This window comes from uncultured Dialister sp., assembly GCF_900538805.1.
GTDB lineage: Bacteria > Bacillota > Negativicutes > Veillonellales > Dialisteraceae > Dialister.
In genome coordinates this window covers 20085-33556 of the sequence record NZ_UPZP01000013.1, presented here as the reverse complement: position 1 = coordinate 33556, position 13472 = coordinate 20085, and the positions used below count along the sequence as shown (strand labels likewise).

The following is a 13472-nucleotide window of genomic DNA, read 5'->3' as shown; positions in this document are numbered from 1 at the left end:
TTCGCGTCGACTTATTCCTTGCATTGAATAAAAATACAAGAATGAAATCCGATAACGATTTAATCAGCGCTTCCCTAAAGAAATATGAGCTTTGAAAGATATGGGCGTTATCGCTTTTTGCGATGGCGCCCATCTTTTTTATCTGTTATACAAGAAGGGGAAAGGTTTGTATAATGGGGTCTGTGTTTCGCAGGAAGTCCTGTGAAAAGAAGATTTCATTTTCATGTACTGCACAGAAAGAGGTTGATTTTTATTATGGCAGTCAAACCACGTTTGTGGACCAGGGGGTTCATTCTGGATACCCTTGTGAATTTTCTGATTTACATTATTTATTATATGCTGGTGGTTATTATCGCCTCCGAAGCCATTCATTCCCTCCATGCCACGGTGAGCGAAGCGGGCCTGGCGGCGGGCATCTTCGTCCTGGGCACCCTGGCGGCAAGGCTTTTAGCAGGAAGATCCGTTGAAATTTACGGCCGCAAAAAGATGCTCTACGGCGGCATCCTTTTCTACCTGGCCACCACCTGCATGTATTTCGGCGTGGATTCCCTTCCTTATATGTATGCAGTGCGTTTCCTGAACGGCATTGGCTACGGCATTGCATCCACCGCCACCAGTACCATCGTGTCCGCCATGATTCCGGAAGAGCGGCGGGGCGAAGGCATCAACTACTATGCATTAAGCATGAGCCTGGCTGCAGCCATCGGACCTTTCCTGGGCATGATGATGCAGCAGTTCTTCACATTCCGCATTATTATTATGTTCTGCGTGGCCGTGGTACTTGTATGTCTGGCTGCTGCCTTTGTGATGAAGGTGGATGAAATCCGGATTACCGAAGAACGGCGTAATGAGCTGAAAGAAATTTCCCTCACCAGCTTCCTGGAACCGAAGGTCATGGGGATTTCCATCGTAGGTTTCTTCGTAGCCCTCTGCTATTCCAGCGTGCTCAGCTTCCTGGCTACCTATGCGGCGGAGCTCCATCTCATGACCGCAGGCACCCTCTTCTTCGTGGTCTATGCCCTGTCCGTCACCATTATTCGTCCGGTGGCAGGGGTGATGTTCGACAAGAAGGGTGAAGACTTCGTCATGTATCCCACCTTCGCCTGCCTGGCTGTGGGCCTTCTGATACTCTCCATCACCACCAGGAGCTGGGAAATGCTTCTGGCCGGCGTCTTTGTAGGACTGGGCTACGGCACCTTCATGTCCAATGGCCAGGCCATCTGCGTGAAACTGGTGGAGGAAGTCCGTATCGGCGTAGCCGTATCCACCTACTTCGTCATGCTGGACCTGGGCCTTGGCGTAGGACCTTATATTCTGGGCGCCTTCAAAGGGCCCCTGGGATTTTCGGGCATCTATTCCCTGGTAGGAGTAGGCTCCGCTGCCTGCGCCTTCCTGTACTACGGTCTCTATGCATGGCACCGCAACGTCAAACAGGGCCATGGAGCAGGTTCTGTAGAAAAAGCATAAGCAGAGAAAAGCTGTGAGGAAATGGTAATCATTTCTTCACGGCTTTTTTTCTTATGAAGTTTCCTGTCCGGCGTGGGACAGCGGCGGAGCATGACGGCAGGAAACTGCTTGCGAAAGGTTTCCTATTCGGCGTGAGGCAGCGGCGGAGCATGGCGGCAGGAAACTATTAGTGGAAAGTTTCCTGTCCGGCGTGGGACAGCGGCGGAGCATGACGGCAGGAAACTATTCGCAAAGGGTTTCCTATTCGGCGTGGGACAGCGGCGGAGCATGGCGATAGGAAACTATACGCAGACAGTTTCCTGTTCGGCATGAGGCAGTAGTGGAGCATAGCAGCAGGAAACTGCTTGCGAAAGGTTTCCTATTCGGCGTGAGGCAGTGGTGGAGCATGTCGGCAGGAAACTATACGCGAAAGGTTTCCTATCCGGCGTGAGGCAGTAGTGGAGCATGGCGGCAGGAAACTATTCGCGAAAGGTTTCCTATTCGGCGTGAGGCAGTGGCGGGGCATAGCGGCAGGAAACTATTCGCGAAAGGTTTCCTGTTCGGCGTGAGGCAGCGGCGAAGCATGGCGGCAGGAAACTATTACAAAAAAGTTTTTCAAAAAAATGCTTGACATATACCGCCTCCGTTGGTATACTACATAAGTCAGTCAACCACTGATGAAAAAAACAAGGCGCTGGCCCCAGGGCCAGGGAATAAGCAGCATGGAGAGGTGTCCGAGCGGTTTAAGGTGCATGATTGGAAATCATGTTGCCGGCGAATACCGGCACGGGGGTTCGAATCCCCCTCTCTCCGCCACAAAGTAAGAGCTCATCGAATAGATGGGCTCTTTTGCTTTGCTGTTTTTACGGTAAAGCGTAAATCTTCATGTTAAATTTACGACTCTTTGCTTTTGAATTGGATTGACAAGTGCAGGCGGGAGGTCAAATCCGCAGCGCTGCTGGACTTTGAATCCTTTGAACCTTATGAACCCTATGAACCCGGGCTGCGCAGCAGCCCCATGCCGCCGCCATCACCCTCGGCCCAAAGGGCCGTCAAACCTGAGAACCCTCACAGCCGGAGGCTGCGTCAATCTTAAGAACCTTTTTCTCCGCCCCGTGTGATACAATAAAACAAAAACCTTTTTCAATGATTTCAGGAGGAACAATGGATCCATTCGTTCATCTTCATGTGCATACGGAATACAGTTTATTTGATGGCACCTGCCGGATTAAGGAGCTGGTGTCCCATGTGAAGGATATGGGACAGACGGCGCTGGCCATTACGGACCATGGGGTCATGTATGGGGCGGTGTACCTGTACAAGGAGTGCATGGCCCAGGGAATCAAGCCCATTATCGGCTGTGAGGTCTATGTGACGAGGGGAAGCCGGTTTGAGAAGCGGGCAGGGGGAGAAAAGGAGAAGCTGGCCCATCTGATTCTTCTGGCGGAAAATAATGAGGGCTACCGGAATCTTATCAAAATCTGCTCCAAGTCCTGGACCGAGGGATATTATTTCAAACCTCGGGCGGACCATGATCTCCTTGTGAAGTATCATAAGGGGCTCATTGCCATGTCCGCCTGCGTGGGCGGCGAGCTTCCACAGGCCATCCTGAACCATGATATGGAGAAGGCACGGAAGGTGATTCAGTTCTACATCGACACCTTCGGGAAGGACAATTATTTCATCGAGCTCCAGAATCACGGGCTTCCGGAAGAAGCGGCGGTGCGTCCTGTGCTGGCGGCGCTGGCGAAGGAGTACGGCCTGGGGCTGGTGGCTACCAACGATTTCCACTACACGAAGAAGGAGGACGCAGGGAGCCAGGAAATCAAGCTCTGCATTTCCACCGGCAAAACGCTGGACGACCCCTACCATTTCCATTTTGCTAATAATGAGTTCTACTGCAAGAGCGGAGAGGAAATGGAAGCCATCCTGGGAGAATATCCGGGGGCCATTGAAAATACGAAGAAAATTGCGGACCGTTGCCATGTGACATTAACCTTCGGGGAGCACAAGCTGCCTTCCTTTGACGTGCCGGAGGGAGAAACGTCCAAGTCCTATCTCCGGAAGCTCTGCGAAAAGGCGCTGCCCGAGCGGTATCCCCATCCCACGGGGAAGGAGAAGGAGCGCATGGATTATGAGTTGGGAGTCATCGAGCACATGGGCTTTTCCGATTACTTCCTCATCGTCATGGATTTCATCCATTATGCCAAGTCCCACGGCATCCCCATCGGCCCGGGCCGCGGCAGTGCGGCGGGAAGCATTGTGGCCTATCTTCTTCATATTACGGAAATCGACCCGCTGCGCTTTGATCTCCTCTTTGAACGTTTCCTGAACCCGGAACGCGTGTCCATGCCGGATATTGATACGGACCTGTGCTACCGGCGGCGGGGTGAGGTGATTGATTACCTGGCCAGAAAGTACGGGAAGGACCAGGTCGCCCAGATTATTACCTTCGGCACCCTGGCGGCGAGAGCGGTCATCCGGGACGTGGGGCGTGTCACCAACATGCCTCTTCGGGACGTGGATAAAATTGCTAAAATGGTGCCTTCCGGTCCCGGGGTGACGCTGAAGAAGACCCTGGACGGTTCCCGGGAATTCAAGGAGCTTTACGAATCCAATCCCCAGGTGCACAGCCTTATCGACCACTGCCTGGACCTGGAAGGGCTGTCCCGAAATTCCGGCACCCATGCGGCGGGGGTGGTGATCTGCTCCAAGCCGGTGGATGAGTATGTGCCTATCCAGCTCACCCAGGACAATTTCATCCAGACCCAGTATGAAAAGGACCAGGTGGAACAGCTGGGGCTTTTGAAGATGGACCTCCTGGGTCTTCGAAACCTCACCGTCATTCATGACGCGTTGGAAATGATTGAAAAGAACCGGGGCATCAAACTGGACATCAATGCCATTCCCACGGAGGATGAGGAAACCTGCCGCATGCTCTGCGAAGGAGACACCATCGGCGTATTCCAGTCCGAATCCTCCGGCTTCACCTCCCTTCTCATGAAGCTCCATCCGGACCGCTTTGAGGACCTTATCCCCATGGTGGCCCTCTACCGGCCGGGGCCTCTGGGAAGCGGTATGGCGGAAGATTTCATCAAGAGGAAGCACGGGGAAATCCCGGTGGAGTATCCCCATCCATCCCTTGAACCTATCCTGAAAGAAACCTACGGCGTCATCCTTTACCAGGAACAGGTCATGCAGATAGCTTCGGTCATGGGCGGCTTCAGCCTGGGCCAGGCAGATATGCTCCGCCGTGCCATGGGGCATAAGGAGCCGGAAATCCTGCAGAAGAACAGGGATACCTTCGTGGAAGGAGCCGTGAAGAATGGCGTACACAAGGATACCGCCAATTACGTTTTCGACCTTATGGTCCACTTTGCCGGCTACGGTTTCAATAAATCCCACAGCGTGTGCTACGGCTGGATTGCCTGGCAGACGGCGTACCTGAAGGCCCATTTCCGGCCGGAATTCATGGCGGCCATGATGACCTGCTACATCGGCGACCGGGAAAAGGTGAGCCGCTATATTTCCGATACCAAAAGGGCGGGCGTGGAAATCGCAGCGCCTGACGTGAACCTTTCGGAGGCCTATTTCTCCGTTAAAGGAAATAAAATCCTCTTTGGCCTGGATGGCATCCAGAATGTAGGGGAAAATGCGGTGAACGGCATCATTGAAGCCAGAAGGAAAGGAGGCCCCTTCAAGGATATCAGCGACTTTCTGGAGCGGGTGGACAGCCGGGGCCTCAACAGCAGGGCCTGCGAAAGCCTTATCCGCTGCGGCGCCCTGGACTCTCTGGGCCGCAACCGTTCCCAGCTTCTGGCGGTGCTGCCGGAGGCCATGAGCAATGCCCAGTCCATCAGGGAAGACCGGGAATCGGGACAGGTGAGCCTTTTCGGCGACATGGACAGCGCCAAGACCATTACCTATCCGCCGCTTCCGGATATTCCGCAGAATGAAAAAATCGAATGGGAAAGAAAACTCTTGGGATTCTACGTCAGCGGCCATCCTCTGGATGCCTACAAAAAGCAGATGGCCCACTGCATTCCCATTTACCAGCTCAACGCAGAAAGCGCTAAATATGACGGCAAAGCGGTCACCGTAGGCGGCACGGTGACCCGCGTCAAGGGCACCATGACAAAGAAGGGAGCCCCCATGGGCTACGTCACCATAGAAGACTATGACGGCGATTTGGAAGCGGTGGTGTTCCCTTCGGTTTGGGAAAAGGCAAGACCGGTGATGACGGAAGATGCAGCCATCTGCATCCGGGGAAGGGTGCAGTCCAACGAACGGGAAGTGAAAATCCTGGCGGATGAAATCATCCCCCTCTCCCTCTATCACAAAACCCTGCGCCCGCCGGTGTCGGCTGTCCATCTCTATGTGGATGAAAGGCATGAAAACAACATGGTCAGCGACGCCCTGGGCCGCATCCTCCTCAAATACCACGGCGACACGCCGGTTTTCCTCCACATCCAGAGGACAAGGCAGGAAATCCGCATGGTGCCGAAATTCTTTCTTGACTTCTCAGAAGAAGCGGAGGAAGCGCTGAAGGGCCTTCTGGGGAATGCCTGCGTGGAAGGCCGGAAGTGAGAAGTGGGCAGCTATCCGCTATCGGCTGTCCGCTGGCCGCCGGCATTTTCCCTCCGTTCGCCGTCATCCTGGGTAAAGCGAAGGATCTCGGTAAGGATAGTAAATGAGAGAATGCTGTTATATACCGGCTGGCATGAAGACATCAGACGGCAGACAGCAGAGGGCTGTATTCCTGAAAGCAGGAGAGGCCGCGAAGCGGCCTATATACTCATCGCCGGAGGCGATACCACACCCTCTGAACCCTTTGAACCTCGGCCGCAAAGCGGCCGTCCATAAATAAATATGCCGCAGAACGCTGCCGTATGGTATACTTAAATGGAATAAAAATTTCTAAAACAGGAAGCCTTGGAGTTGTTTCAAAGGGGGTTATTATGAAGTTTCTGGTTTGCGTAAAGCAGGTGGTGGATACCTCCCAAATGGAAGTGGACCCGTCCACCGGTAGATTAAAGAGAAATAATGCAAACAGTATCCTGAATCCCATGGACAGGAATGCGCTGGAAGCGGCACTTTCGCTTCGTGACCAGGCAGGCGGCACGGTGACTGTGATTTCCATGGGCCCGCCGCAGGCACAAGCGGTGCTGAAGGAAGCCATTTCCATGGGAGCCGATGAGGCGTACCTGGTGACGGATAGAGCCTTTGGCGGTGCCGATACCCTGGCCACCAGCTATACCCTGGCCAAAGCCATTGAGAAAATCGGCAGCTTTGACCTCATTTTCTGCGGCATGGAATCCATTGACAGCAACACCGCCCAGATTGGGCCGGAAATTGCTGCCACCCTGGGGATTTCCGATGTGAGCGCTGCCATCGGCCTGTCCTATGAGAAGGAAGGATATGTGCAGGTGGAGCGGCAGTTTGGTGATGACCGGGAAGTGCTGGACATGAAGCTCCCCGGGGTCATTACCTGCACGGGAGAGCTCAACAAGCCCCGGTATCCCAGTATCAAGGGCATCCTGAAGAAGGATGAGGTGGAAATCCATAATTTGACGGCTGCGGACATTCCGGTGGATGCCAGCCGTATCGGCATGAAAGGCTCCCCTACCCAGGTGCGGCAGGTGCGGCCGGTGGTGCCGCCGAAGAAGGAAAATCTCCGTATCGAGGGAAAACCGGCGGCAGAGGCAGTGGAAGAACTGTTTGGCGCCATGAAAAAGCTGAATCTGGTATAGGAGGGCAATGATGGATTTTTCTGCATATAAAGGAATTTATGTAATTGGTGCTCTCGTAAACGGCGGGATTCAGAAGGTAACAGGAGAGCTTATTGGCGAAGCCAGGCATCTGGCGGATGAATTGGGCGATAAGGTGCATGTGGTACTCATCGGCGGCCCGCTTACGGATGATCCGGCGTCCCTGATTCCTCTGGGCGCCGACGAAGTGTATGTGCTGACTCACAAGCTGCTTTCCCATTATGACGGGAAGGCCTATCAGAAGGTACTGGCCTCTTTCCTGAAGGACAGGAAACCGGATACCATTATTTTTGCAGCCACTTCCTTCGGAAGGGACCTGGCGCCCCGGCTGGCGGCAGAACTGGTATGCGGCGTCACCGCCGATGTGACGGAGCTTTCCGCTGATAAGGAAAAGGGGCTTGTCATCTGGTCTCGCCCTGCCATGGACGGCAACATTATGGCTGACATCGTAAGCCCTCTCTTCCGTCCCCAGGTGGGTACCGTGCGTCCGGGAATTTTCAGATATCCCAAAGCTGATGCTTCCCGCACCGGAAAGGTGGAAGAGGTGCCGGTGACACTGGATGAAGAAGATTTGGGTACCATTTTGAAATCCATTATCCAGGGTGAAAAGGATGAAAACCCTGTGGAAACAGCAAAGGTCATCGTGGCAGGAGGCCGCGGCTTCCACACCGAAGAAGAATGGAAAAAGGTACATGAACTGGCGGACCTGCTGGGGGCTGCTGTAGGCTGCAGCCGTCCCATTTCCGAACTGGGCTGGGAGCCTCACAGCCGCCAGATCGGACAGACAGGAAAGGGCGTATCGCCCAGGGTATACTTTGCCCTTGGCATTTCCGGCGCCATGCAGCATATGTGCGCCGTGAACGCAGACATTATCATTGCCGTGAACAGGGATCCCAAGGCGCCAATCATGGAAATGGCGGACTATGCGGTGGTGGCGGACCTGAAAGAATTCATGCCCCGTTTCATAGAAAAAATCAAGGCCTGGAAAGCGGAAAAACAGGCCTGACAATGATATAATGAAATAGAAGTTCTCTTTGGCAGGATTTCCTGCATTCCCTTTTGGAGGTGAATGGTATGGCAGAAGCAAAAACTACCATCTATTACAATCACAATTTCTACTATGATTTCTCCAAAATCATCAGTGCCGACGACAGAGGCCTGCAGTTCGGCGACGGCTGCTACGAATGGGTTCGGGTATTCCGGGGACATCCCTTTGCCCTTTCCTATCACGTGGACCGTCTGTACCGCTCCATGCGCCTTCTAGGCATCCGTCCGGTGACGGCGCCTGATGAATTCACGGAAATCGTGGAAGTGGTCATTGAAGAAACAGGAGTCACCGAAGGCTATGTGAAAATCATCGTGACCCGCGGCAGCGGCGACCATGATTTCACCATTCCTTCAAGAAATGCCCTCCGCCCCAACGTACTGGTCTATGCAAAGCCCATCGACCTGGACAGCATTGCCAAGGTGCAGGACGGCGTGAAGTGCATCACCATGAATGATGATCGCGGACATCACTGCGATATCCTTTCCCTGAACCAGCTGAACAACATGATGGCCCGGGCAGAGGCGCAGAAAAAAGGCGCCTACGACGCCATCTTCATCAAAGACGGACTCCTCACCGAAGCCAGCCACTCCAACGTGTGCATCGTGAAGGCCGGCGTCATCTGGACCCCCGCCAAGAATGAATACATGATTCCCGGTATTACCCGCTCCCTGGTGCTTTCCCGCGTAGCCCCCACCGCCGGCGTCACCTCCATTGACGACGGCGCAGAACCGGTACGTCTGGATAATATGATGGAAGCGGAAGAAGTCTTCCTCACCAACAGCCAGGACGGCATCGTGCCGGTGCTCTCCATCGACGGAAAGCCCATCGGCGACGGCAAACCGGGCACGGTAACCAGAAAGATTCAGCAGCATTATCACCATCTCATGACCGATGGTCTGCCGTAACAGGCAGTCAAAAAGCAGCCGGAAGGCTGCTTTTTGACGTTGGGCTTTGGAGGAACCCTCTTAAGAAAACGCCGATTCATTCATAGGGCCTGTCATAGCCTGCTGTTTGCGTCATAGAATGAATCAGCGCCGCCCTGAGTGAAAGTCCCCACAGAGGGAAAGGACTGCATTTCCATAGGCTCCAGCCCGATTGTTTTCTATTTCGCAACGCAAAATTATAAAATCCATCGCCCGAAGGGCGATACCACAACCCTCGGCCCGAAGGGCCGCTGCCCCCTGAGCGGAAGCGAACACAACCCTTTTACACAACCCGCGCCGTCAGGCGCGCCCCCTTTCTACCTGCGGCGAAGCCGCGTGAACCTTCGGGAATACACTTCCCCGCTTCTCTATAAACCTATGGTATAATAAACCAGTAAGAACAAACTTTTCAGCCATGGAACAGGAGGAGCTATGCGGGTATTAGGCATTGACCCCGGCACCGGACGGTGCGGGTTCGGGGTGGTGGACAAGGTGGGGACGTCCATTACTCCGGTAAATTACGGAGTCATCGAGACATACAAGGACCAGAGCGACCTGGAGCGGCTGAATATTGTGTATGAAGGCATATGCGAGCTCATTGCCACCTACCGGCCCCAGTTCATGGGAGTGGAGACACTCTATTTCAATACGAACATTACCACCGGCATCAAGGTGGCCCAGGCCAGGGGCGTCATCCTTCTGGCGGGCTATCGCCAGAATATCCCCATCGTGCCGGTGACGCCGCTGCAGGTGAAGCAGCAGATGACCGGCTACGGCAGGGCCGGGAAGAAACAGGTCATTGAGATGGTGAAGCGTCTCATGGGCATTACAAGGAAAATCGACCCCGACGATGCGGCGGATGCGCTGGCCATCGGCCTTACCGCCGCCTACCATGTGGAGCATCGTCAGTTATATGAGGGAATGAAATGATTGGATATATCAGAGGAAAGGTTACCGCTTTATTTAAGGATGCCTGCTTTCTGGAAGCAGGAGGCATAGGCTATCGGATTTTTATTTCCGATAAAACAAGGCAGAAACTTACGAATGGGGAGGAAGCAAAGCTTCTCACCTACATGGCAGTCCGGGAGGATGCCATCCTGCTGTATGGATTTCTGGGCGAAGAGGAGTACAGTCTCTTTCTCCTTTTGATTTCCATTTCAAAAATCGGGCCGAAAGTGGCCATGGGCATCCTGTCCTCCATGACGCCCTCTGCCTTTGTGGGCGCCGTGAAAACCCAGAATGTGTCCCAGCTCACCAAACTTCCGGGGATCGGAAAGAAGACGGCGGAAAGGCTCCTGGTGGAGCTGAAGGATAAGGTCGGCGCCTTTTCGGTGGAAACCATTTCCGATGACGGCAGCGAACCTGCTCCTTCGACGGAGGCGGACCCTGTTACGGGAGAAGCGGTGAAGGCCCTGATGAGCCTTGGCTATGAAATGGATGAAATCACGCCGGTGCTTCAAAAGCTCTCCGGCAGCTATGATAACGTGTCGAAGCTGGTGAGCGCCGCGCTCCGTGAATTTGCGAGAAATCGGGAGTAATCTATGAATAATAAGTATATAAAAAGTCTGGGCGGCGTCGATGAGGAAGAGGTGCTTGGCAGCAAGGGCCGCATCGTTTCCACGGAAGAAACGCCGAAGGATGAGTGGCAGATGACGCTGCGCCCCCAGCGGCTGGACGATTATATCGGCCAGGAGGCTTTTAAGAAGAATCTGAAGGTGTACATCGCGGCGGCGAAATCAAGAAATGAGGCCCTGGACCATGTGCTTCTCTATGGCCCGCCGGGCCTTGGAAAGACCACCATGGCCAAAATCATAGCCAACGAGCTGGGGAGCCAGTTCAAGGTCACCAGCGGCCCTGCCATCGGAAGACCGGGGGAGCTGGCATCCATCCTGACCACCCTGCAGGACCATGATGTACTCTTTATCGATGAAATACACCGGCTGAACCGGAATGTGGAGGAAATCCTCTATTCCGCCATGGAAGACTTTGCCCTGGACATCGTCATGGGGAAGGGCACCGGCGCCAGCTTCATCCGCATCGACCTGGCCCATTTCACCTTGATTGGTGCCACCACCAGGGCCGGCTCCCTGTCTGCGCCGCTTCGGGACCGTTTCCTCATTACCAACCATATGCAGTTCTATGAACCGGAGGAATTGAAGAAAATCATTACCCGGGCCGCCGGCATCTTGGGCATTGATATCGAAGACAGCGGCGCTGGTGAAATTGCCCGCCGCAGCCGCGGCACGCCCCGTATAGCAAACCGCCTCCTGAAGCGTATCCGCGATTTTGCCCAGGTGAAGGGAAGTGCCATTACCGCCGACATTGCTGCGGAAGCGCTGGAAGCACTCCATGTGGATGAAATCGGCCTTGATGACTTGGATAATGAAATATTAAAGGCCATCATTTATAAATTCAACGGCGGCCCTGTGGGTATCGATACCATTTCCGCCGCGGTCAGCGAGGAAAGGGCGACCATTGAGGATGTATGCGAACCCTACCTCATGCAGATCGGCTTTATTTCCAGAACCCCCAGGGGACGCATCGCCACCCCTGCCGCCTATGACCACATAGGGGCGCCATGGAATGGAAAAGAGGGGGAGAGCCTCTTTGCCGGTGACCATGGGGACCGGTAAAATACTTATCATCATCGGTGTCATTTTCATTCTGGCCGGCCTTTTCTTCCTGGCAGGCGGAAAACTCACTTTCCTGGGACACCTGCCGGGGGACATTCATTTTTCCAAAGGAAATACGGAATTCTATTTTCCTATCGTTTCCTGCATCCTGGTCAGCGTCATCGGTACCATTCTCCTTAATATTTTTTTCAGAAGGTAATCATTATGAATCGTAAATTATGGACAGCCCTCCTCCTGCCTCTGGCCCTTGTTTTTGCTGCAGTTCCGGCAGAAGCGGAAACCATTCCGGTGCAGCGGAAAGCGGTGATTTCCCATGGAAATACTTCTTCCGGAAACAGGTCTGCCGCCCGAAGGGCCCAGCCCCGTAAAAGCAGCACCGCCGCCAGTGGGACAGAAAAAAAGACCACCGGCCTGGGGCCGGAGGTGGAAGTGGGACTCATGACTTCCGGCGAAGTGAACGTGACGGGCCTTGCGGACTTCAAGGCGGAATCAGCGGGGAAAGTGGTAGGTAAATATGGCAGCGGCACCCGCCTTTCCATTACAAGAAGCGGGAATACTATCCTTCTCAACGGAAAAAAGGCGGGGGACAAGGTGTACCTTACCACAGGGAACAGTGCCCCCGCCTTTGGGGTGAAGGGAAACCGGTACCGTGGGAACATCAAGATTATTCCCTCCGCCTGGGGCAGCGGCGTCACCGTGGTGAATGCGGTGCCCATGGAACTCTACCTCCAGAGCGTGGTGCCGGCGGAAGCGGTGCCTTCCTGGAAATTGGACGCCCTGAAGGCCCAGGCCGTGGCTGCCAGGACCTATGCCATGTACCATAAGAACAGTTACCGCTCCTCCGGCTACGACGTCACCGACGATACCCGTTCCCAGGTGTACTCCGGCATTTCCTCGGAAACGGAAGCCACCAGCCGGGCGGTGAGGGAGACGGCTGGGGAAATCGTCACCTACGGCGGAAAGCCCATTGACGCCCTCTTCCATTCCAGCGGCGGCGGATATACGGAAAACAGTGAAAACGTGTGGGACTCCTCCATTCCCTACCTTCGGGGCGTGAAGGAAGCGTACATAGGAAATCCCTGGACTAAGACAGTGTCCCTTTCTTCTTTCATAAATACCATGAAAAACTATGGCTATAACGTAGGAACGCTGAAGGGCATCAAGCTCTCCCGCCTCCGCATCGGCGAAGCCCATCGCTCAGCGGACCGGGGCGTTTCCGGCAGGGTGAAGAGCTTCACTCTTATAGGGAAGAACGGCAGCAAAACCGTTTCCGGCGACAAGCTCCAGTCCATCTATGGACTGGACAGCACCCTCTTTGACCTGAATGTGAAAGGAAGCAGCCTCGTCATCACGGGCTACGGCTACGGCCACGGCCTGGGCCTTTCCCAGTGGGGGGCCGAAGCCATGGCAGAAAAGCAGGGCAATGGAAAAGATTATTACAAGACCATTCTGACCCATTATTATACGGGAACCAAAGTGGAAAAAATGTATTGAGGTATGGAGACGGGGATTATAATCCTGTGCCCTTTTGTCTCAAAGGGAAAGCGTAGGAAGTTTTATTCTGCCCCTTTTTAAGGGGAAGTCCCGCGGAGCGGGATAGGGGATATCCACCGAAGGTGGATAATCTGCTGAGTGGCTCATGGCGAGATTGTAC

10 protein-coding genes and 1 tRNA gene are annotated in these 13472 nt (G+C 54.2%); all 11 read left to right on the top strand.

The window, feature by feature from the left end:
• Positions 1–255: 255 nt before the first annotated feature.
• The 11 genes from QZQ29_RS02565 to QZQ29_RS02515 all read left to right on the top strand — a co-directional run bounded on the left by QZQ29_RS02565 (position 256) and on the right by QZQ29_RS02515 (position 13312).
• A complete protein-coding gene (locus QZQ29_RS02565) occupies positions 256–1467 on the top strand; it encodes an MFS transporter (protein WP_296959196.1) in 1212 nt (403 codons plus the stop codon).
• Between the two features lie 703 nt (positions 1468–2170).
• A tRNA-Ser gene (locus QZQ29_RS02560) sits at positions 2171–2262 on the top strand.
• Between the two features lie 348 nt (positions 2263–2610).
• Complete coding sequence (locus tag QZQ29_RS02555) at positions 2611–6033, top strand: DNA polymerase III subunit alpha (protein ID WP_296959193.1); 3423 nt, start codon at positions 2611–2613, stop codon at positions 6031–6033.
• A gap of 371 nt (positions 6034–6404) precedes the next feature.
• Positions 6405–7196 (top strand): electron transfer flavoprotein subunit beta/FixA family protein, encoded by a 792-nt coding sequence (locus tag QZQ29_RS02550; protein ID WP_296959191.1) that lies wholly within the window; start codon positions 6405–6407, stop codon positions 7194–7196.
• Positions 7197–7206: 10 nt separating this feature from the next.
• Entirely contained in the window at positions 7207–8220 is a 1014-nt protein-coding gene (locus tag QZQ29_RS02545; RefSeq protein ID WP_296959189.1) for an electron transfer flavoprotein subunit alpha/FixB family protein, read from the top strand.
• Positions 8221–8288: 68 nt separating this feature from the next.
• Positions 8289–9167, top strand: a complete 879-nt coding sequence (locus QZQ29_RS02540; protein ID WP_296959187.1) for an aminotransferase class IV — start codon at positions 8289–8291, stop codon at positions 9165–9167.
• A gap of 450 nt (positions 9168–9617) precedes the next feature.
• Positions 9618–10115 (top strand): crossover junction endodeoxyribonuclease RuvC, encoded by a 498-nt coding sequence (ruvC, locus tag QZQ29_RS02535; protein WP_296959185.1) that lies wholly within the window; start codon positions 9618–9620, stop codon positions 10113–10115.
• On the top strand, positions 10112–10723 hold the full coding sequence (gene ruvA / locus QZQ29_RS02530; RefSeq protein ID WP_296959183.1) for a Holliday junction branch migration protein RuvA: 612 nt from the start codon (positions 10112–10114) through the stop codon (positions 10721–10723). The genes ruvC and ruvA overlap by 4 nt, the downstream gene beginning before the upstream one ends.
• 3 nt (positions 10724–10726) lie before the next feature.
• Complete coding sequence (gene ruvB / locus QZQ29_RS02525) at positions 10727–11818, top strand: Holliday junction branch migration DNA helicase RuvB (protein WP_296959180.1); 1092 nt, start codon at positions 10727–10729, stop codon at positions 11816–11818.
• Positions 11799–12017 carry a DUF2905 domain-containing protein gene (locus QZQ29_RS02520; RefSeq protein WP_296959201.1) on the top strand — a complete coding sequence of 73 codons (219 nt, stop codon included), beginning with the start codon at positions 11799–11801 and terminating at the stop codon, positions 12015–12017. Before ruvB ends, QZQ29_RS02520 begins: the two co-directional genes overlap by 20 nt.
• Before the next feature lie 5 nt (positions 12018–12022).
• Complete coding sequence (locus tag QZQ29_RS02515; RefSeq protein ID WP_296959178.1) at positions 12023–13312, top strand: SpoIID/LytB domain-containing protein; 1290 nt, start codon at positions 12023–12025, stop codon at positions 13310–13312.
• Positions 13313–13472 lie beyond the last annotated feature (160 nt).